18 protein-coding genes and 1 tRNA gene are annotated in these 20,073 nt (G+C 61.7%); 10 read left to right on the forward strand and 9 right to left on the reverse strand.

Translation table 11 applies throughout. The annotated features are described in order from the left end of the window. Positions 1–45 precede the first annotated feature (45 nt). The 3 genes from trmFO to L981_RS33580 all read right to left on the reverse strand — a co-directional run bounded on the left by trmFO (position 46) and on the right by L981_RS33580 (position 2,283). Positions 46–1,464, reverse strand: coding sequence for a methylenetetrahydrofolate--tRNA-(uracil(54)-C(5))-methyltransferase (FADH(2)-oxidizing) TrmFO (gene trmFO, locus L981_RS03225; RefSeq protein WP_043611619.1), 1,419 nt, complete (start codon positions 1,462–1,464; stop codon positions 46–48). 100 nt (positions 1,465–1,564) lie between these two features. Continuing rightward, positions 1,565–1,708: a DUF1127 domain-containing protein gene (locus L981_RS35935; RefSeq protein WP_064816989.1), complete on the reverse strand. Its 144-nt coding sequence runs from the start codon at positions 1,706–1,708 to the stop codon at positions 1,565–1,567. 431 nt (positions 1,709–2,139) lie between these two features. After that, a complete protein-coding gene (locus L981_RS33580; RefSeq protein ID WP_064816990.1) occupies positions 2,140–2,283 on the reverse strand; it encodes a DUF1127 domain-containing protein in 144 nt (47 codons plus the stop codon). Positions 2,284–3,217: 934 nt separating this feature from the next. Between L981_RS33580 and L981_RS03230 the strand changes: the two genes are divergently transcribed. The 4 genes from L981_RS03230 to tig all read left to right on the forward strand — a co-directional run bounded on the left by L981_RS03230 (position 3,218) and on the right by tig (position 6,830). After that, positions 3,218–4,327 (forward strand): DUF2157 domain-containing protein, encoded by a 1,110-nt coding sequence (locus L981_RS03230; RefSeq protein WP_043611622.1) that lies wholly within the window; start codon positions 3,218–3,220, stop codon positions 4,325–4,327. Beyond that, on the forward strand, positions 4,324–4,905 hold the full coding sequence (locus L981_RS03235) for a GDYXXLXY domain-containing protein (RefSeq protein ID WP_043611625.1): 582 nt from the start codon (positions 4,324–4,326) through the stop codon (positions 4,903–4,905). Before L981_RS03230 ends, L981_RS03235 begins: the two co-directional genes overlap by 4 nt. 183 nt (positions 4,906–5,088) lie before the next feature. Beyond that, a tRNA-Leu gene (locus L981_RS03240) sits at positions 5,089–5,173 on the forward strand. A gap of 178 nt (positions 5,174–5,351) precedes the next feature. Beyond that, entirely contained in the window at positions 5,352–6,830 is a 1,479-nt protein-coding gene (gene tig, locus L981_RS03245; protein ID WP_043611627.1) for a trigger factor, read from the forward strand. Positions 6,831–6,965: 135 nt separating this feature from the next. Here tig and L981_RS03250 read toward each other — a convergent pair whose 3' ends face one another. Both L981_RS03250 and sthA read right to left on the reverse strand, forming a co-directional pair. Continuing rightward, positions 6,966–7,769, reverse strand: a complete 804-nt coding sequence (locus tag L981_RS03250) for an endonuclease/exonuclease/phosphatase family protein (protein WP_043611630.1) — start codon at positions 7,767–7,769, stop codon at positions 6,966–6,968. Between the two features lie 179 nt (positions 7,770–7,948). Beyond that, on the reverse strand, positions 7,949–9,364 hold the full coding sequence (gene sthA / locus L981_RS03255; protein ID WP_043611633.1) for a Si-specific NAD(P)(+) transhydrogenase: 1,416 nt from the start codon (positions 9,362–9,364) through the stop codon (positions 7,949–7,951). A 257-nt stretch (positions 9,365–9,621) separates the two neighbouring features. On the opposite strand from sthA, the gene L981_RS03260 reads away from it, so the two are divergent. Together L981_RS03260 and L981_RS03265 are read left to right on the forward strand one after the other, a co-directional pair. Further along, positions 9,622–10,611, forward strand: a complete 990-nt coding sequence (locus tag L981_RS03260) for a magnesium and cobalt transport protein CorA (RefSeq protein ID WP_052201550.1) — start codon at positions 9,622–9,624, stop codon at positions 10,609–10,611. 51 nt (positions 10,612–10,662) lie between these two features. Further along, the gene (locus L981_RS03265; protein WP_082005867.1) at positions 10,663–11,841 is read left to right on the forward strand and encodes a putative zinc-binding metallopeptidase; all 1,179 of its coding nucleotides are present in this window, start codon (positions 10,663–10,665) and stop codon (positions 11,839–11,841) included. 84 nt (positions 11,842–11,925) lie between these two features. On the opposite strand, the gene radC is transcribed toward L981_RS03265, so the two are convergent. Genes radC through phaC form a run of 4 tightly spaced genes read right to left on the reverse strand, consistent with a single transcriptional unit; the run spans position 11,926 to position 16,159 of the window. Further along, positions 11,926–12,714 (reverse strand): DNA repair protein RadC, encoded by a 789-nt coding sequence (radC, locus tag L981_RS03270; RefSeq protein WP_043611637.1) that lies wholly within the window; start codon positions 12,712–12,714, stop codon positions 11,926–11,928. Then, complete coding sequence (gene map, locus L981_RS03275; RefSeq protein ID WP_043611639.1) at positions 12,711–13,550, reverse strand: type I methionyl aminopeptidase; 840 nt, start codon at positions 13,548–13,550, stop codon at positions 12,711–12,713. Before map ends, radC begins: the two co-directional genes overlap by 4 nt. Positions 13,551–13,580: 30 nt before the next feature. Further along, complete coding sequence (sfsA, locus tag L981_RS03280) at positions 13,581–14,300, reverse strand: DNA/RNA nuclease SfsA (protein ID WP_043611640.1); 720 nt, start codon at positions 14,298–14,300, stop codon at positions 13,581–13,583. Positions 14,301–14,320: 20 nt separating this feature from the next. Further along, positions 14,321–16,159, reverse strand: a complete 1,839-nt coding sequence (phaC, locus tag L981_RS03285; protein ID WP_043611642.1) for a poly(3-hydroxyalkanoate) polymerase subunit PhaC — start codon at positions 16,157–16,159, stop codon at positions 14,321–14,323. Between the two features lie 109 nt (positions 16,160–16,268). On the opposite strand from phaC, the gene L981_RS03290 reads away from it, so the two are divergent. The 4 genes from L981_RS03290 to L981_RS03305 all read left to right on the forward strand — a co-directional run. Continuing rightward, entirely contained in the window at positions 16,269–16,577 is a 309-nt protein-coding gene (locus L981_RS03290) for a hypothetical protein (protein ID WP_043611643.1), read from the forward strand. Between the two features lie 126 nt (positions 16,578–16,703). Next, positions 16,704–17,921 (forward strand): LL-diaminopimelate aminotransferase, encoded by a 1,218-nt coding sequence (locus L981_RS03295; protein WP_034796568.1) that lies wholly within the window; start codon positions 16,704–16,706, stop codon positions 17,919–17,921. Positions 17,922–18,009: 88 nt separating this feature from the next. After that, complete coding sequence (locus L981_RS03300) at positions 18,010–19,332, forward strand: homoserine dehydrogenase (RefSeq protein WP_043611645.1); 1,323 nt, start codon at positions 18,010–18,012, stop codon at positions 19,330–19,332. 235 nt (positions 19,333–19,567) lie between these two features. Then, the coding region (locus L981_RS03305) for a DHH family phosphoesterase (protein ID WP_245281560.1) at positions 19,568–20,073 on the forward strand (506 nt) is incomplete at its 3' end.

Below are 20,073 nucleotides of genomic sequence, written 5' to 3' on the forward strand. Positions count from 1 at the left end.
CTGCAAGCGGGCCTTTTGTCGTTTCCTTGATGCGTCTGCGAGCCGTCAGGCGGACTTGCCGAGCCAGGCGGCGCAATCGGCGAGTGCGCGCGACGCCGTCGCCTGCTTCTTGGCGACCGCCTTCTCCTTGCCGCGGAAACGCTTGACGCCTTCCGGCTTGACGATCGCGCCCGGATCGAGCGGCGGGAACAGGCCGAAGTTGACGTTCATCGGCTGGAACGAGCGCTTGCCCGGTTCATCGTCGGAGACGATATGCCCTCCGGTGATGTGATTGAGCAGCGCGCCGAAGGCGGTGGTCGCCGGCGGTGGGGCCAAAGTCTCGCCCTTGCGCTCGGCGGCGGCGAAGCGGCCGGCGAGCAGGCCAATGCTCGCGCTTTCGACATAGCCTTCGCAGCCGGTGATCTGTCCGGCAAAGCGCAGGCCCGGCCGCGACTTCAGCGTCAGCGTTCCATCGAGCAGTGTCGGCGAGTTGATGTAGGTGTTGCGGTGCAGGCCGCCGAGACGGGCGAATTCGGCATTCTCCAGGCCCGGGATCATGCGGAAGACTTCGGCCTGTGCGCCGTATTTCAGCTTCGTCTGGAAGCCGACCATGTTGTAGAGCGTGCCGAGCGCATTGTCCTGGCGCAGCTGTACGACGGCGTAGGGCTTGACGGTGGGGTTATGGGCATTGGTGAGGCCCATCGGCTTCATCGGCCCGTGGCGCAGCGTCTCGCGGCCACGCTCGGCCATGACTTCGATCGGCAGGCAGCCATCGAAGTAGGGCGTGCCTTCCCATTCCTTGAAGCCGGTCTTGTCGCCCGAAACCAGGGCATCGACGAAAGCGTTGTACTGCTCCTCGGTCATCGGGCAGTTGATGTAGTCCTTGCCTGTACCGCCGGGGCCGACCTTGTCGTAGCGGGACTGAAACCAGCAAACGTCCATGTCGATGGTCTCGGTATAGACGATCGGTGCGATGGCGTCGAAGAAGGCGAGCGCATCGGCGCCCGTTTCTGCGCGGATCGCCTCGGCAAGGCCAGGGGCTGTCAGCGGGCCGGTCGCGATGACGGCGAGGTCCCAATCTTTCGGCGGCAGGCCGGTGACTTCCTCGCGCACCACCGTGATCAGCGGATGGGCGGCGATCGCCGCGCTGACCGCGTCGGAAAAGCCGTCGCGATCGACGGCGAGCGCACCGCCGGCCGGCACCTGGTTGGCATCGGCCGATTTCATGATCAGCGAGCCGGCAAGGCGCATTTCCGCGTGCAGAACGCCGACCGCGTTGCTGGTCGCGTCATCCGAGCGGAAGGAATTGGAACAGACGAGTTCGGCAAGGCCGTCGGTCTTGTGCGCATCGGTACCGCGCACGCCGCGCATCTCGTGCAGGACGACCGGTACGCCGGCTTCGGCGATCTGCCAGGCGGCTTCCGATCCGGCAAGGCCGCCGCCGATGACGTGGATGGGGGAGTGGGAAGAAGTGTCTTTGCTCATGGCCGGCTTCCTATCACGGCTCGGCCTTCCGTTCCAACGCCTATAAACGAAAACGGCGCCCTGAAGGCGCCGTCTTGGAAGTCCTGGTCGTTCGTTCCGATTAACGGAAGGAACGGGCCGCAATGTTGCGGATGTCGTAGCGGGTGATGCCGATGTCATTGAGAGCGTGGTTCGACAGGTTGCCGAGCTCGCTGACGGTGCGGCGGTAGTTGATCCAGCTTTTTGCGATACGAATCGGGTTCATGGTCTTTTCCTCAAAATCAGGTTGTCGCGACAGCCATCTGTCTGCGTCGTTGAGGTTCTTATACGCTTGTCTAATTAGAAGGTGGAGTGCAAAGAAAATGCAGCTGCTATGCATTTGTGCAGTGCATCGCCGCATAGATGGGCACCGCTTCAAAAGGCGGCATCGATTAAGGATTGATTAAAATCTTAATTGTCCGCCGGTAAGAGACTGTTTTCAAACGTATTTGAGAGCTGATGGCACGGAGCGACGAAGCGTCTCTCGGTGAAACCGGTTCCGTTGCTTGGGCAGTCGCAGTTGGCGGAGCATCCGGTGTCTCTCGCACGTGCGAAGGCGTCACCTGGATCGTACTGGCCGCGCCAAAAGAAAACGCCCCCCGGAATGAACCGGAGGGCGTCTACTGGAGGTCGGTTGCGCGTAAGGCGCAGCCTGAATTACTTGATCGCCTGGCGGGCAACGTACGGGATGTCGCCACGGCCGATGCCGAGGTCAGACAGTTCGCGGTCGGTCATGCGGCCGAGTTCGTTGCAGGTCTGACGATACTTGCGCCAATTGTTGAAAGAGCGTGCGAGGTTCATGATCCTATCCTTTCTAGGGTCGTGTGCCAGCGCTTAATCTCTCTTGCTGGCCGTCATCTGATGCTCTGGAATATAATCGTTTTGAGCAGAAGTTACAGAGACAATGCTGCATCGCACCCATGCAGGCCGTGCAAGCCTCTGCGCGATGGCGCGTTCGCGGCTGGCGTCTAAAACGCGCGGCGCAATCGACTTGTCGTGGCTGGAAGCTGTCCGAAATGTGAGGGGCCAGAAACAAACAACGCCCGCTGGGGGAGGAGATCCAGCGAGCGTCGCTTTGTTCTGATCGGCAACCGGGAGGAGGAGTGTCGCCGATCCAAATCGAGGGGCGCTGGGAGGAGGAGTGCGCCGCCCCGATCGATGAGTTGAATATAGTATGCGGGCGGGTGGACGTGTAGCGCCGATGCTGAATGGCACCTATGTGAAATTCGCATGGCTGGAGACGCGTGCCGGCCCAATGTGCACGAAAAATGTGCAGGCAGGCCTGTTGCAGAGGGCTATTGGAGGAGGAGCTGAAAAAGAATAACGCCCGCTGGGGGAGGAGGTCCAGCGAGCGTCATTAGGAGTGATTGGCAACTGGGAGGAGGAGTGTTGCCAATCTGATCGGAAGAGCGCTGGGAGGAGGAGTGCGCTCGTCCGAATTCCGTCGGTTTTACCCGGGCCTTTCTCAGTAAACTGAGGCGGTTGGCCATTTCCGCTGGCGACCGTCTGGCTTCATGCCTTCGTTCGCCTTTGATGATTTGAATATAGGGTCTTTAAATCGATTTGTGCAGTGCAATATCCGCATGGAAGATATGCGCGTTGCGCAAGCCGTTCATTCGTCCCTATCGGTTTGGTGCGCAACTGCCGAAGGGCGATTGTGTTTCCGCGCCGATACGTGGTTAGTTGGGGACTGAACCGAACCAATTCAAGCATCGGATTCTAGGCTGGGGGCAGGATGTACCGCGCGCGTCTCGAACGAGACTTCAAGCACTGGGTCGACAAGGGGCTACTGCAGGAGAATGCGGCGCGCGCAATGCTTGCCGAATATGACGGTCGCGAGTCGACGTTCCGGGCCGGGCGCGTCCTGCTCATTCTCGCCGCGCTTCTGTTGTCCGCGTCAATCCTGCTGCTTGTTGCCGCCAACTGGGAGGCGCTGCCGCGCCTTGCCCGCGTCGCCGGCATCGTCGCCTTGGTCTGGGGCTTTCACTTTGCCGCCGCCTGGCTGATCCGCACCGGACGCCCAACGCTCGCCGCTGCCGCACTCGTTCTGGGGGCGGCTGCCTTTGGCGGTGGCATCGCCCTGATCGGGCAGATGTATCACCTATCCGGCGATGCGGCCGATGCCGCGCTGCTTTGGTTTGCCGGCGCCGTGCTCTCTGCCGTGGCGTTTCGCTCCGCAGCCATGGCCGCGGTTACGGGCGGGCTCGCCTGGTTCTATTTCGCAACGGTGCTGAAAGACGACGGGTTCAGTGCCACGCCGGACTGGCGCATGTGGTCCGTTCCGGCGCTCGCGGTGATCGTCGTGCTGCTGGTGCGCTTCACGGCCGCCGACAGGGTTCGTCATCTCGCCTATCTGCTCGTCCTGTCGTGGCTCGCCTGGCTTTATCTCGATAATGCATCGCTCGCCTTTGCCGGTGGCCTCGCTGCGTTCGGCCTCGTCGCCTTTCTCGCGGCGACGCTGCCCGGCTCGCCGCTTCGCGCGCTTGCGGTCGATGCCGGTTCGGCACCCGCCTTCTATTCCTTCGCGCTCGCCTTGCTCGGTTTTACCGCTCTCCAATATGAAGCCGTCGGAGTGACGACGGAGGTCGCGACCGGGGCAGGGACGCTGCTGGCGGCGCTCCTCGGCATTGCGCTTGCCGGGGCGCAGAACGGCGCCGTGCGCTATCTCGGCTACGTCGCCTTCGCCGGCGAGCTTCTCTATCTCGCCTTCGAGACCCTTGGCTCGATGCTTGGTACCTCGGGCTTCTTCCTGATTTCGGGGCTGGTGGTTGCCGGCATCGCCTGGCTCGTCATCCGCATCGAGGGGCACTTGGCAAATGCGCGCGGGACGGAGGCGCCACAATGACCGCTGCAAAGACCCGTTGGCTGAACCCATTGCTGGCGGCCCTGCTGGTTGCGGGCGTACAGACGGCGGCCCTTGGCTATATGATCGAGAGCAGGGCATCGATCCTTAGAAGCGGCCGTGACGTGCTGTTGAAGACCGTGCCCGTCGATCCCCGTGATCTGCTGCGGGGCGACTACGTGATCCTGAACTACGACATTTCCAGGCTCCAGCCGGAATTGTTCAAGGGCGATACGCCGAAGCAGTCGGAAGAGGCGCAGGTCTACGTTCGGCTGGAAAAGCAGCTCGACGGTTTCTGGGCGGCGACCGAAGCGTCCTTCCAACCGCTTAGCCCCACCGGCGACAGCGTCGTCCTTCGCTCGCTACCCTTTATCTACTATCCCTCGTCCGCGCTCTCGTCCGTCAGCGTCGAATACGGGATCGAGCGTTTCTATGTGCCGGAGGGCGAGGGGCGGACGCTAGAGGAGGCGCGCAACGCCGAGGCGCTCTCCGTCGATATCCGCGTGGACGACAAGGGGAAGGCCCAGATCCGCGAGATCGCAGTCAATGGCAGCCCGGTCTATGAAGAGCCTCTCTATTAAGCTGCGCCGTCCCCTGCCGGATCGGTGGTGGAATTCCCGCATTTTCCCTTTGATCCCGCGAGAACGAGTGATATAGAGACGCCGCGCTCGGGAAAGCCCTGAACTTTCAGCATGCCTTTGTATCCGCGGTATTCCGCTGGTTGGTCTTGCGGGAATACGATCAGGCGGTGCGATTGTCTGAACGCGGGTATGGTGAAATTGGTAGACACGCCAGATTTAGGTTCTGGTGCCGCAAGGCGTGGGAGTTCAAGTCTCTCTACCCGCACCAGACAGCGATCGCGCCTAAAGTCCGGATTCTGCGAGGATGAAGGGGGCTGGAGTGCCATTTTGCTTGCAAAACGGTTGCAGAACTGCGTAAAGCCACTCCCGGCAAATGGATCGGCTCACGTGCTCGCCAGACCTTTCGAAGGGGAAGAGCACAGTCAACGTGAAATGAAGGTTTGAACATGCAGGTTATCGAAACGCTCGCTCAAGGGCTGAAGCGCGAACTCAAGGTCGTTATCCCGGCCAAGGACATGGAAGCTCGGATGAACGAGCGTCTGGCCGAAGTGAAGGACCGTGTGAAGATCAACGGCTTCCGCCCGGGCAAGGTACCGGCCGCGCATCTGAAGAAGATCTACGGCAAGTCGATCATGGCTGACCTCGTCAACGAGATCGTTCGCGACAAGCCGACCGAGATCTTGTCGGGCCGTGGCGAAAAGTCGGCCACCCAGCCGGAAATCGCGATGACCGAGGACGAGGCCGAAGCCGACAAGATCCTCAACGCTCAGGCCGACCTCGAGTTTACCGTTGCCTACGAAATCATCCCGGCGATCGAACTCAAGGACGTCAGCGGCATCAAGGTGACCCGCGAAGTCGTCGAGATCGCTGAAGACGAAGTCAACGAGCAGATCCTGAAGATCGCCGAAAGCGCCCGCAGCTACGAATCGAAGAAGGGCAAGGCCGCCAACGGCGACCGCGTCACCATCGATTACCTCGGCAAGGTCGACGGCGTCGCCTTCGACGGCGGCAAGGACGAAGACGCTGAGCTGGTTCTCGGCTCCAACCGCTTCATCCCGGGCTTCGAAGAGCAGCTCGTTGGCCTCAAGGCTGGCGACGAGAAGGTCATCACCGTGACTTTCCCGGCTGAATACCCGGCTGCAAACCTTGCTGGCAAGGAAGCCACCTTCGACATCACCGTCAAGGACGTGGCTGGCGCCCAGGACATCGAAATCAACGACGAACTGGCCACCAAACTCGGCCTGGAATCGGCTGACAAGCTGAAGGAAATCGTCCGCGGCCAGATCGAAAGCCAGTACGGAAACCTGACCCGTCAGAAGGTCAAGCGTCAGATCCTCGACCAGCTCGACGAACTCTACCAGTTCGAAACGCCGGAGCGTCTCGTCGAAGCCGAATTCGAAAACATCTGGCGCCAGATCAACACCGACCTCCAGCAGGCCGGCAAGACCTTCGCTGACGAAGAAACCACCGAAGAAGAAGCCCGCGCTGAATACCGCAAGCTCGCTGAGCGTCGCGTTCGCCTCGGCCTCGTTCTCTCGGAAATCGGCGAAAAGGCCGGCGTTCAGGTCAGCGACGACGAACTGCAGCGTTCGCTGTTCGAACAGCTGCGCCAGTTCCCGGGCCAGGAAAAGCAGATCCTCGACTACTTCAAGAACACCCCCGGCGCCGCTGCTTCGCTGCGCGCTCCGCTGTTCGAAGAAAAGGTTGTCGACCACCTGCTCGGCGAAATCTCGGTAACCGACAAGACGGTTTCCAAGGAAGAACTGACGGCTGACGACGAAGAGACCGAAGGCAAGGCTGCCAAGAAGGCTCCGGCCAAGAAGAAGGCCGCTGCCAAGGCTGACGCCACCGAAGGCGAAGAAGCTGCCGCTCCGAAGAAGAAGGCTCCGGCCAAGAAGAAGGCCGCTGACGACAGCGCCGAGTAATCGGAACAAAGCCTTAGGAATCGAAAGGCCCTGCCGCTTGCGGCAGGGCCTTTTTCGTTGTGGCTCGGCAAATCCATCGTCCGGTCGAAGCGCTGACCGGAAGCCGATTTTTGACCCGGCCGAACGCGCGACTGACTAAGCGATGTCGAGGAGGAGGGCGCGGTGGTCGGAGACTTCGGGCGATGCGACGACATCGAAGCGAGCGACGCTGACTGCGCCATTTGCCAGCATGTAATCGGCAAAGCGGCCGCTCTTTCGATAGTGCGAGGTGCGCGTGTCCGTGTGGCCGCGGGAAACGACGAGGTCGACGAGGCCCAACTGCCCGAGCACCTGAAACGTTTGGCTGTCCGGGAGCACGTTGAAGTCACCGCAGACGACAAGCCGCTCGTCGCCGGGCCAGACCTGGTGGATGAGACCCACCAGCGCGTCGGCCTGCGCGCGGCGTTCCGGACTGTCGTTCTTGCCGCCGACCTCCCGCAGCCCGTGCATCTGCGCGATAGTGATGGGTGTGCCGGCGTCGTGATCGAACAGTCGGATGCAATGGGCGTTGCGCGCACGCGGATGCGGCCCCCAGCCGTCGGGCGAAAAGCCGCCATGCACGAAGCCGAGCGCCTGGCCAATGACGGAATAGCCCCGCCGAACGAAGGTCGCCAGGCCGAATTCCGATGCCACGGGCGCGTCACCGGCAAAGAGCGTCCCTCGCGCCGTCGGGCAGAAGAATCCATCATGCCCCGGAAGTACGGCGGCGATCTCGTCGAAGAGGTTGGCGCGTTGCGGCAGTTCCACGTCCGCATCGCGATAGGTCAGCCATTCGGCCTCGGTCGTCGGTGATCGCGCGACCTCCTGCAGGCACAGGACGTCGGCGTCGACATCGGCGAGATACTTCATCAAAGGCGAATGGAGCTTGCCGCCCCAGGCATTGAGCGAAAGGATGCGCATGGCGTTCGGCTCTCTTGATCGGGAGAGGTGAAGCTAGCCGATTCGCCAGCGTCCCGCGCATTTCATGCCGGTATTGAGGGACAGGCGGGAGAGCCGGCCGTAGCGCGGAGCCACCATACCCTTTGGACGTTTGGCCGCCGCCGTCATCGTTGACGGCGGTCGGCTCTGTCGCTGGAAGCTTACGCTTTTGGTACTTCCTGCTTGATCTCGCCCATGCGGTTCCAGGCGTCGAGGCCGGCAATCTTGTAGGCTTCGGCCAGCGTCGGGTAGTTGAAGGTGTTTTCGACGAAGTACTCGACCGTGCCCTTGAGGTTCAGCACCGCCTGGCCGATATGCACCAGTTCCGTCGCGCCTTCGCCGATGATATGCACGCCGAGCAGGCGGCGGGTCTTCAGCGAGAAGATCATTTTCAACAGGCCGGAATCAAGCCCCATGATGTGGCCGCGCGAAGTCTCGCGGAAGCGGGCGATGCCGCATTCGTAGGGGATGCCGCGTTCCTTGACCTCTTCTTCCGAGAGGCCGCAGGTGGAGATCTCAGGCACGGCATAGATACCGTAGGGGAAGTACTTCTGCGGCTCCATCGCGATCGCGCCAATGGCGACGCGGGCAGCGATGCGGCCTTGTTCCATCGAGGTCGAGGCGAGGCTCGGGAAGCCGACGACGTCGCCGGCGGCATAAATGTTGGGCACGGAGGTCTGGAAGGTCTCGGGATTGACCTTGAGGCGCCCACGGCTGTCGGCTTCAAGCCCGGCGGCCGGAAGGTTGAGCGTATCGGTCGCGCCCATGCGGCCCGCGGCAAAGAGCACCATGTCGGTCGTGATCTTGCGGCCGTTGTCGAGCGTCAGCAGCACCTTACCATCCTCGAGCCTTTCGACCGTTTCGGCCTTCTGCCCGAGATGCAGTTTCATGTTGCGGTCGCGCAGCTGGTAGATGAAGTCTTCGACGATTTCCTTGTCGATGAAATCGAGCATCGTCGTCTTCGGGTCGATCACCGTTACCTGGGTGTCGAGCGCGCTGAAGATCGTCGCGTATTCGATGCCGACGACGCCGGCGCCGATCACCACCAGCGAGCGCGGCAGGGTCTCGATATCGAGCAGTTCGTCGCTGTCGAGCACGGTCTTGCCGTCGAACGGCATGTAATCCGGGCGGAAGGGCTTGGTGCCGACGGCAAGCATGATGCTGGTGCCGGACACGAGCATGGTCTCGCCGTCGTCCTTGACGACCTCCAGCGTGGTCGGATTGACGAAGCTCGCCTTGCCGCGCATCTGCTGCACGCGGTTGCGCGCAAACTGGTGTTCGAGAACCTCGACCTCATGATTGAGGGTGATGATCAGGCGCTGCCGGAGGTCATCGGCGCTGATCTCCTGCTTGACGCGATAGGAGCGCCCGTAAAAGCCGCGCTCGCGCCAGCCCGAAAGATTGAGCGCCGTTTCGCGCAGCGTCTTGGAGGGAATCGTGCCGGTGTGAACCGAAACGCCGCCAACGCGTTTTCCCTGTTCGATGACGAGGACCTTCTTGCCGAGCTTGGCTGCCTGGATGGCGCCGCGGCGGCCGGCAGGTCCGCTTCCGACAACGATGAGATCGAACTGGTTCATAGGCGTTTCCGTTAGAAGGTGGAATCGTTGTGCGTTGCGAAAACTCTCGCTCGCAAGCCTCTATACCGTCAATGGCACGGTTTGATGAAGTGGTTTTCATAGCCGAAACAGCCGGATGAGAATATATAAGGGAGTGCGCGTATGCTTGGTTCCGTTACGACATCCGGAGCCCGTCGGTGTCGTATTTGCCTGGGAGGCTGACGATGGGATTGGAGCTGACGAACAGGGTTTTGCCACAGTCTGACGGTGAAGCCGTCATGCCGAATTCGCAGCCGCGCGCCGGCGTCGTTGCGGCCGCGGTCTATGAGAACGGCGTGCGCGTCCGCGATATCCGCATCGAAGACGCAGGCAAGTGGCGCGACCGTCCGGGCGCGGTGGTCTGGATCGGCCTGCATGAGCCCGATGCCGAACTGTTGCGGCAGATCCAGCAGGAATTCGATCTGCATGACCTGGCGATCGAAGATGCCTGCAAGGCGCATCAGCGGCCGAAACTGGAGATCTATGGCGATTCGATCTTCGTCGTCGCCCGCACCGCGCACATGGTCGGCGACGAAATCGCCTTCGGCGAGACGCATCTGTTCGTCGGGCGCGGTTACGTCATCTCGGTCCGGCACGGTGCGTCGACCTCCTACATGGCCGTGCGCCAGCGCTGCGAGTCCTCGCCGGCGGCCCTTGCCCATGGAGAGAACTACATCCTCTATTCGATCCTCGATTTCATCGTCGACAACTACATGCCGGTGATCGAGGCGATCCACGAGGAAGTCGAGGAACTGGAGGACCGGCTGCTGCGCGAGCGGCTGGTCAAGGGCGACATCGAACGCCTTTATCTGCTGCGGCGCAATCTGTTGCGCCTGCGAAACGCGGTCGTGCCGCTGGTCGACGTCTGTCGACGGCATGAGCACATCGATCTGCCGGGCATGGATGCAGCACTGCAGCCGCTCTTCCGTGACGTGACCGACCACGTGCGGCGCGTTCAGGAGGATATCGACGCTTTGCGTGAAGTGCTCGCCTTCACCTTCGAGGCGAGCCTCATGGTCGGTCAATCCGAGCAGACGGAGATCTCGCGCAAGCTCGCGTCCTGGGCGGCGATCCTCGCGGTACCGACGGCGATTGCCGGCATTTACGGCATGAACTTCGACGACATGCCGGAGCTCAAGTTCCGCTATGGCTACTTCGTCGTGCTGGCTGTCATTATCGGGCTGTGCGGCACGCTCTACCGCTTCTTCCGCCGCGCGAAATGGCTTTAGGCCCGAGCGCCAATCAGGCCGACTTTGCCAGTTCCGAACTTGGAGGACGTCGTGGCAAGCCTTCTGGAAACGCTTGGGGACCTGATCGGTACGAACTGGAAGCGCCGCGACGTGGCCAAGCGGTATTCGCGCACCTATGTCTGCCGCTGTGGCAGTCACATCTTCTTCGGCAACACCCTTTGTAACAACTGCCAGGCACCGCTCGGATATCTGCCGGCTGAAGACGTCCTGATACCGCTTGAAGCGGGCCCGCAGCCGGACACGTGGGAGGCGGGTGGCGGGCGGCCGTTGCTAAAATATTGCAGCAATCGTGACACTGCCGCGTTGTGCAACTGGATGCTGTCGGCGAGCGAGCCGAGGTGCCTTTGCATCGCCTGCCGTCTGAACAGGACCATTCCGAACCTCGATTGCGAGGACAATGCCCGTCACTGGGGGCTGATCGAAGCTGCGAAGCGAAGGCTCGTTTCGCAGTTGCTGTCGCTCGGCTTGCCGGTGAAGTCAAAGGTCGACGAGGACGAGAATCACGGGCTGATGTTCGATTTCCTGCGTTCGCCGGAGAACGGGCCGCGCGTGCTGACCGGGCACGCCGACGGTTTGATTACGGTCAACATCGAGGAAGCGGATTCTGTTCAGCGGGAGAAGATGCGGCTCGAACTGCATGAACCCTATCGCACGCTGCTCGGTCACTTGCGACACGAGGTCGGTCACTACTATTGGAACAGGCTTATTCTCAACGGCCCTTGGCTGGAGCCCTTTCGTTCGCTTTTCGGAGACGAGCGCGCCGACTATGGGGCGGCATTGAAGGCGAACTATGAGAATGGCCCTCCGGTAGACTGGGCCGACCGATACATCAGCGCCTATGCTTCCACACATCCCTGGGAAGACTGGGCGGAAACCTGGGCACACTATCTGCATATGATCGATAGCCTTGGCACGGCGCTCGGGTTTGGGCTTGATGCAGAGGATCTTGAAGCGATTATCGAGCCGTTTGAGCGCGACGCCTTGTATGCGCCCGACGACACCGGCGCCGACGGGTTTCTGTCGCTGTTGAACTCCTGGATCGAAATGACGATGGTGCTCAACGAACTGGCGCGCAGCATGGGCCAGCCGGACTTCTACCCCTTCGTGATGTCGAAACCGTCAGTGGCGAAACTGCAATTCGTGCACATGGTCGTCGAGGCTTCTCGCTCGGCGGGGACGGAATCTGTCGAAGCCGGCTTTTCGGGGTGACCGCTTTCGCCACTGTTTGCGGCAGAGTGGCGCCACTACCGGGCTGGTGCCTCCGCCGTGCGAAACGGCTGGGTGCCGGCGTGATCAGAACAGGCGCAAGCCTTTCAGGCTAACGTGTCCATCCTTGCCGATGATGATGTGATCGTGCACGGCGATGCCGAGCGGCTTGGCCGTTTCGACGATCAGCTTGGTCATGTCGATATCCGCGCGCGACGGGGTCGGATCGCCTGATGGGTGGTTGTGGACAAGGATGAGCGCCGTCGCTGAGAGTTCCAGCGCCCGTTTGACCACTTCGCGCGGATAGACCGGCGTGTGATCGATGGTGCCCTGCTGCTGCACCTCGTCGGCAATCAACGTGTTGCGTTTGTCGAGGAACAGGATGCGGAACTGCTCTTTCGTCTCGTAGGCCATCGCCGCGTGGCAATAGTCGATGACGGCGCTCCAGGACGAGAGAAGCTGCTTCTGGCGAAGCTCGCTCTTGAGTGTTCGGTGACCAATTGTCGAGATCAGCTTGAGGTCGAGGGCAACCGCTTCGCCAATACCGCTCACTTCCTGCAACAGCGCGATGGGGGCGCCGAAGACACCGGCGAGCGTGCCGAAACGGGCGAGCAGGGCCTTGGCGATCGGCTTGGTATCCTTGCGCGGGATCAGCCGAAAGAGCAGCATTTCCAGGATTTCGTAATCGGCAAGCGCCGAGTCGCCCTGTTCCCGGTAGCGCGTCCGCAGCCGGTCGCGATGACCGTGGTAATGGGCCTCAGGTTCCGGCGCCTTCTTCGTCGCCGGTTTCCCGTCCAGCTGCAATTGCGGAAAAAACGTCCTCTCGTCCGCCGATGGCGCCAAATCGCCGCCAGGGGAGATCGGACGTTTCGTCATGCGGCGCCGATCGTGCTGACACCGGGCTTGAACAGGCCGGCGGGCGAAAGCGTGAAGATCTCGCAGCCATCGGCGGTGACGCCGACCGTGTGCTCGTATTGCGCCGACAGCGACCGGTCACGGGTGACGGCGGTCCAGCCGTCCGAGAGCACCTTCACATGCGGGCGGCCGAGATTGATCATCGGCTCGATGGTGAAGATCATGCCTTCACGCAGTTCCGGGCCTTCATTGGCGCGGCCATAGTGCAGGATATTCGGCGCATCATGAAAAAGCTTGCCGACGCCGTGGCCGCAGAAATCGCGCACCACGGAGCAGCGCTCCGCTTCGGCATAGACCTGGATCGCTTCGCCAATGGCGCCAGTGCGGGCGCCGGGGCGCACAGCGGCGATGCCGCGCATCAGGCTTTCATGGGTGACGTCGAGCAGTCGCTCGGCGGCACGCTTAATCTCGCCGACCGGATACATCCGGCTCGAATCGCCGTGCCAGCCATCGACGACATAGGTGACGTCGATGTTGACGATATCGCCTTCGCGCAACGGCTTGTCGTTCGGGATGCCGTGGCAGACGACGTGGTTGATCGAGGTGCACGACGATTTCGTGTAGCCGCGATAGTTGAGCGTAGCCGGCAGCGCGCCATTGTCCATGCCGAACTCGAAGACGAACCGGTCGATCTCGTCTGTGGTGACGCCCGGCAGTACCCGCGAGACGAGCTCGTCCAGACAACGCGCAGTCACCTGGCAGGCCTTTCGCATGCCCTCGAAACCTTCCGGTCCATAGAGCCGGATTACGCCGGTGTTCTTGTAGGGCGCAGACCCTGCCTCGATGTAAGTCACCATTCCAAAGCTTTCAGTTGTTCCAGTCGGATTTCATAGAGCAGCGAGGGCCGCTTCGTCCACTGCCATCAATCCGGTCGGGCGGATTTGCGTTGGCGAAATCTGACATTTGACGGCGTAGGCCTCGACACCACGTGACATCGCGCGGTCGAACGCGCGTGCATAGGCGGGATCGAACTCGCGGCAGATCCTCAACCGGTCACAGTCACCACGCTGCACGAGATAGATCATCACCGCACGGTGACCCGCCTCGACCATATCACCGAGTTCGTCGAGATGTTTCGCACCCCGCGTCGTCGGACTGTCAGGAAATTCGGAAAGACCGGGCGTGCGGCTGAAATGCACGTTCTTGACTTCGACATAGGCACGGCCGCGCTCGGGATCGCTGAGGAGAATGTCGATGCGCGAGTTGCGCCCGTATTTCTGCTCGCGTGCGCTGTGCTCATAGGTATGGAGATCGGAAACGAGCCCCAGCCGGATGGCTTCTTCCGCAAGCCGGTTAGGCAGGCCGGTGTTGATGCCGACCATCGTTCCGTCGGCTTCGACGATTTCCAGCATATGGCGGTATTTCCGCGTCGGGCTGTCGTGTTCCGACATCCAGATGCGCGAACCGGGCGTCGTCAGCCCGCGCATCGAACCGGTATTGGGGCAGGATCCGGTCATGGCTGTGCCATCGGGCAGTAGGGCGTCGAAGAGAAAGCGCTTGTAGCGCTGCACGAGGGTCGCGGTCGTCAGCGGAGGATCGAAGATCAAGGCAGGTCCTGTGAAATGGTTCAGGCGCGGGCGCGCACATAGGAGCCCGGCGCTTCCTCGAGCGAGTTCAGCGGACCGCCCGGCTTGCGGGGCGCAACGCGTCGCTTGTCGAGTTTCTCGATCCATTGGTGCCAGTGCGGCCACCAGGATCCCGGTGTTTCCTTGGCCGCCTTGAACCAATCGTCGAAGTCGCCCTTCGGCGCGCCGCCGGTCCAGAACTGATACTTGCCCTTGTCCGGCGGGTTGACGACGCCGGCTATGTGGCCCGAGCCCGAGAGAACATAGGTGACCTTGCCGCCAAATGAAGCGCTGCCGAGAAACACAGAGCGTGGCGGCGCGATGTGGTCTTCCTTGGTCGCAAGATTGTAGATCGGGATCTTCACGTCGCCGAGCGACACCTGCTTTCCGGCAAGAACCATCTCGCCCTTCGAAAGCTTGTTATCGAGGTAGCAGTTGCGCAGGTAGAAGGAATGGTTGGCGGCCGGCATCCGCGTCGAATCGGAGTTCCAGTAAAGCAGGTCGAAGGGCAGAGGCTCCTGGCCCTTGAGGTAGTTGTTGACGAAGTATGGCCAGATCAGCTCCGAAGCGCGCAGCATGTTGAAGGCGGTCGCCATCTTCGAGCCGTCGAGATAGCCGGTCACGCTCATGTTCTGTTCGATCTGGCTGATCTGGTCCTCGTCGACGAACACCTTGAGATCGCCCGCATGGGTGAAATCGACCTGCGTCGTGAACAGTGTCGCCGAGCGGATGCGGTCGTCGCCCTCGGCAGCGTGCAATGCCAGCGTTGCGGCAAGCAGGGTGCCGCCGACGCAATAGCCGATGGCGTTGACTTCGCGTTCACCGGTCGCCTGCTCGACGATATCGAGCGCAAAGCCGATGCCTTCGCGGGCGTAGGCTTCCCAATCCTTGGTCGCGTGCCGCTCGTCCGGGTTCACCCAGGAGATGACGAAGACCGTGTGCCCCTGGTCGACCGCCCATTTGATGAAGGATTTCTGCGGGTTGAGATCGAGCACGTAGAACTTGTTGATCCAGGGCGGGCAGATCAGCAACGGCCGCTTCAGCACGGTCTCCGTCGTCGCCTCGTATTGCAGCACCTGGCAGACGTCGCTCTGGGCAATGACTTTGCCCGGCGTCATCGCGATATTCTCGCCGATCGCAAACTTGCTGGTGTCCGTCTGCCGAAGCTTGAGGTCGCCGCGACCGGCGGCGATGTCTTCGGCAAACATCTGCATGCCCTTGACCAGGTTGGCGCCGCTTGAGGCAACGGTCTCGCGGTAGAGCTGCGGGTTGGTGGTGACGAAATTCGTCGGAGACAGCGCGCTCGAAACCTGACGGACGTAGAAGGCAGCCTTGTGTTTCGTGTGGTCGTCGAGCCCCTCGGCGTCCTCGACCATGCGTTCGGCCCAGTCCGACGTTACGAAATAGGCCTGGCGAATGAAGTCGAAGAACGGGTTCTTCACCCAGTCCTCGTCGGCAAATCTCTTGTCGTTGCGCTGGAGGGCAGCAGGCGCGGCCGTCTCTTCGCCGGACATGCGGTGCAGCGTGCGCGACCAGATCTCAAAGAAGCTGCCCATCAGGTGAGTTTGCGCTTCGAGCGTGCGGCGAGGGTCGGAAAGCCAGTACTCCGAGACCTTGGACAGCGTCTTGACCATGTCGGTGACGGGCTCGGCGAAGGTATCGGACTTCTGGCCCGATTCTCGCGGCGCCAGCCAGGCGGAGGCCGCCTTGCCAAGCTGTTCCATGGCGCGGGCGAGGTTGACGGCGAGGCTTTCCGGATCCTTGACGATATAAGGTTCGACGGATTTGGGATCGAAGCCTGCGTAGCCGTCCTTGCCTTCCGCATTCCTCTCTGCTGTCACCCGGCGTCCTCCACAGCATCTTGTTTGTTTTGTATTTTTACATTCTGCCCGAAAATGATTACAAGGGCTAGCGCATCGTCGCGCCATCAAAATAGAGGTCGTCTCCAGTATGCTTGCCGTCGGAAAACAGCGTTCCATCACCTGGGTTGCCGGGATCGTTCTGCTAGGCACGCTTGCTGGCTGCAACAGCCAGGGGACCAACTTCGAGAATTATCCGTCGGTCTACGGCCAGAAGCCGGCCGCAACGGCGCAGATGACCAACGAAGAAGCGACCAATATGCAGGCGCGCCTGAGCTCGCTCGGTGCTGCGCGCAAGTCCGGCGCGATCTCCGAAGCGGAGTACCAGCGGCGCCTGAAGGAGATGCGCGCGCTCGCCGAACAGCACGGCACGGACACGCTGAAAGAGATCCAGAATTAGCGCTTGCCTTTCCGGTGATTTGGACGCAAAGCGTTCAATGGCCGCATGGACGGCCGTTCACCACAGCGCACGGTTTCGCAAAGGCTTGAGCCGCTGGCGGGAGCGTGCGCCAAACGAGGTTTGGAGATGGAAGAGTTTCACAAAGTCCGGCGTTTGCCGCCCTATGTTTTCGAACAGGTCAACCGTTTGAAAGCAAGCGCGCGAGCGGCCGGTGCTGACATCATCGACCTCGGCATGGGCAATCCGGATCTACCCACACCACAGTCGATTGTCGACAAGCTCTGCGAGGCCGTTCAGGACCCGCGCACGCATCGTTATTCGTCGTCGAAGGGCATTCCCGGGCTGCGTCGTGCCCAGGCCGCCTATTACGCCCGCCGCTTCGGCGTCAAGCTCAACCCGGATACCCAGGTCGTCGCCACCCTTGGCTCGAAGGAAGGCTTCGCCAACATGGCGCAGGCGATCACCGCACCTGGCGACGTCATTCTGTGCCCGAACCCCACCTATCCGATCCACGCTTTCGGCTTCCTGATGGCCGGCGGCGTCATCCGCTCGATCTCGGTCGAGCCGGACGAGACCTTCTTCGGGCCGCTGGAACGCGCCGTTCGCCATTCCATCCCGAAGCCGCTGGCGCTGATCCTCAATTATCCGTCGAACCCGACGGCGCAGGTTGCGACGCTTGATTTCTACAAGGATGTGATCGCGTTTGCGAAGAAGCACGACATCATCGTGCTGTCCGATCTCGCCTACTCGGAAATCTACTTCAACGACGCGCCGCCGCCGTCGGTGCTGGAAGTTCCGGGCGCGATCGACTGCACGGTCGAGTTCACTTCGATGTCGAAGACATTCTCGATGCCGGGCTGGCGCATGGGCTTTGCCGTCGGCAACGAGCGTCTGATCGCAGCGCTGACGCGCGTGAAATCCTACCTCGACTACGGCGCCTTCACACCGATCCAGGTGGCCGCCACCCAGGCGCTGAACGGCGACGGCAGCGACATCGCCGAAGTGCGCAACATCTACAAGCGCCGCCGCGACGTGATGGTCGACAGCTTCGGTAAGGCCGGCTTCGAAGTGCCGCCGCCGGCGGCGACGATGTTCGCCTGGGCGAAGATCCCGGAGAAGTTCCGTCATCTCGGTTCGCTCGAATTCTCAAAACTCCTCGTCGAGAAAGCGGATGTCGCGGTCGCTCCCGGTATCGGCTTCGGCGAGCAGGGCGACGACTACGTTCGTCTCGCTCTCGTCGAGAACGAGCACCGCATCCGTCAAGCGGCGCGCAACATCAAGAAGTTCCTGTCGACCGCCGACGAGACGATGCACAACGTCATCTCGCTGAACGCTCATAGGTAAGAAGTCGGGAGGCGTGTTTGACGCGCGCCTCCTTCCACACTGGCCCCGCTGTTCTCGCGGTGCGCCCTCTACATGTTAGGAAATGGCTATGGCAGATGCCCTCAAAATCGGCATTGCGGGCTTGGGTACCGTCGGTGCCTCGCTCGTGCGAATCCTCCAGGATCGTCACGAGATGCTCGCGACAACGTGCGGACGGGCAATCGAGACCACGGCCGTAACCGCGCGCGACCGCAACAGGGACCGTGGCGTCGACCTTTCGAAGACCGCCTGGTTCGACGACGCCATCTCGCTTGCGCGTGACGCCGATATCGACGTTTTCGTCGAACTGATGGGCGGCTCCGGCGATCCCGCCTATTCGGCCGTCAAGGCGGCGCTGCAGCGCGGCATTCACGTAGTCACCGCCAACAAGGCGCTGCTGGCTGCCCATGGCATCGAACTTGCCAAGATCGCCGAGGAGAAGGGCGCGCTGCTCAACTACGAAGCGGCTGTTGCCGGCGGTATCCCCGTCATCAAGGCGCTGCGCGAATCCATGACCGGCAACACGATCTCGCGCGTGTACGGGATCATGAACGGCACCTGCAATTACATCCTGACGAAGATGGAGAAGGAACAGCTGTCCTTCGAAGCCTGCCTGAAGGAAGCCCAGCGCCTCGGTTACGCCGAAGCCGACCCGGCCTTCGACATCGAGGGCAACGACACGGCCCACAAGCTTTCGATCCTGACGAGCCTTGCCTTCGGAACGGCGATCGCTGCCGACGACATCTACCTCGAAGGCATCACCAACATCTCGATCGACGATATCCATGCGGCCGCCGATCTCGGTTACCGCATCAAGCTTCTCGGTGTCGCCCAGCGCACCGAAAGCGGCATCGAGCAGCGCGTCCACCCGACGATGGTGCCTTATGATTCCGTCATCGCTCAGGTCGACGGAGTGACCAATGCGGTTGCGATCGAATCCGACATTCTCGGCGAACTCCTGATGGTCGGCCCCGGTGCCGGCGGCAACGCGACGGCTTCGGCCGTGCTTGGCGATATCGCCGACATCGCCAAGAGCCGCCCGGGCGCCCAGCATGTTCCGGCCTTCGGCCGTCCGACCAATGCGCTGCTTCCTTACAAGCGCGCGCAGATCCAGAGCCACGAGGGCGGCTACTTCATCCGCCTGAAGGTCGTCGATCGCACCGGCGTCTTCGCCAGCATCGCGACCCGCATGGCCGACAACGGCATCTCGCTGGAATCGATCATGCAGCATTCCAAGCAGCTGATGGACACGGGCGAGCCGCAGACGATCATCCTGGTCACACATGCAACATCGGAGCACTCCGTTCGCGATGCGATCAAGGCGATCAAGGGCGAGGGCTACCTCGTCGGCGAACCGCAGGTCATCCGCATCGAACGTCCGAAGGCAAACTGAGGGCGACAGGGCCCGAGACCATTCGGCATGTCGGCACACAGTGCAGCTTGCCACCGATAGATTGGAAGCCTCGCCGCGCAAGCAAGCCGGCGAGGCTTCTTTCTTTATGCCTTGGGCGCCGATAGCAACGCAGATCCCCGCGAAACGTGGATCTTTGTGTATGCCGTTCTGAAAAGGGTCACGATTTCCAGGGTTATGCGCTAAGAGGAATCAAGCGCCAAGCGGGTGGACGAGCATGGAAGAATTGGTGGATCCGGTACAGCGGGCCTTTCTGAACGTCGAGCGGTCTGTGAGCGGCCAGCGATGGGTGTCGCGCCTCGACCAGGCGGGTCAGAACCGGGCGCTCGCCATCAGCCAGGTCCACGGCTACTCCGACCTGCTCGGTCGCGTGCTTGCCGGCCGTGGCGTCGTGCTCGACGATGCCGCAAGTTTTCTTGATCCGACGCTTCGCGCGCTGATGCCGGACCCCGACAAACTGACCGATTGCCGCAAGGCTGCAGAGCGACTGGCAACGGCCATCAAGCGCCGGGAAAAGACAGTGGTCTTCGGTGATTATGATGTCGACGGTGCCGCGTCTTCGGCGTTGATGGCGCGTTTCCTACGCCATTTCGGCATCGATGCGGAAATCTACATTCCGGACCGGATTTTCGAGGGCTATGGCCCGAACCCGACGGCGATCGAGCAATTGATCGACAACGGCGCCGATCTCATCGTCACCGTCGACTGCGGCTCGACAAGCCA

It is taken from the genome of Ensifer sp. ZNC0028 (assembly GCF_000799055.1).
In the GTDB taxonomy this organism is placed as follows: Bacteria; Pseudomonadota; Alphaproteobacteria; order Rhizobiales; family Rhizobiaceae; genus Ensifer.

Excerpts from the sequence above, each read along its gene's own strand:
- L981_RS03250 (WP_043611630.1), bottom strand. The coding sequence starts at position 7,769 with ATGCGCATCCTTTCGCTCAATGCCTGGGGCGGCAAGCTCCATTCGCCT.
- L981_RS03290 (WP_043611643.1), top strand. The coding sequence starts at position 16,269 with ATGCTTGCCGTCGGAAAACAGCGTTCCATCACCTGGGTTGCCGGGATC.
- L981_RS35935 (WP_064816989.1), bottom strand. The coding sequence starts at position 1,708 with ATGAACCCGATTCGTATCGCAAAAAGCTGGATCAACTACCGCCGCACC.
- sthA (WP_043611633.1), bottom strand. The coding sequence starts at position 9,364 with ATGAACCAGTTCGATCTCATCGTTGTCGGAAGCGGACCTGCCGGCCGC.
- L981_RS03260 (WP_052201550.1), top strand. The coding sequence starts at position 9,622 with ATGCCGAATTCGCAGCCGCGCGCCGGCGTCGTTGCGGCCGCGGTCTAT.
- L981_RS33580 (WP_064816990.1), bottom strand. The coding sequence starts at position 2,283 with ATGAACCTCGCACGCTCTTTCAACAATTGGCGCAAGTATCGTCAGACC.
- L981_RS03230 (WP_043611622.1), top strand. The coding sequence starts at position 3,218 with ATGTACCGCGCGCGTCTCGAACGAGACTTCAAGCACTGGGTCGACAAG.
- L981_RS03295 (WP_034796568.1), top strand. The coding sequence starts at position 16,704 with ATGGAAGAGTTTCACAAAGTCCGGCGTTTGCCGCCCTATGTTTTCGAA.
- trmFO (WP_043611619.1), bottom strand. The coding sequence starts at position 1,464 with ATGAGCAAAGACACTTCTTCCCACTCCCCCATCCACGTCATCGGCGGC.
- tig (WP_043611627.1), top strand. The coding sequence starts at position 5,352 with ATGCAGGTTATCGAAACGCTCGCTCAAGGGCTGAAGCGCGAACTCAAG.
- L981_RS03300 (WP_043611645.1), top strand. The coding sequence starts at position 18,010 with ATGGCAGATGCCCTCAAAATCGGCATTGCGGGCTTGGGTACCGTCGGT.
- L981_RS03235 (WP_043611625.1), top strand. The coding sequence starts at position 4,324 with ATGACCGCTGCAAAGACCCGTTGGCTGAACCCATTGCTGGCGGCCCTG.
- map (WP_043611639.1), bottom strand. The coding sequence starts at position 13,550 with ATGGTGACTTACATCGAGGCAGGGTCTGCGCCCTACAAGAACACCGGC.
- radC (WP_043611637.1), bottom strand. The coding sequence starts at position 12,714 with ATGACGAAACGTCCGATCTCCCCTGGCGGCGATTTGGCGCCATCGGCG.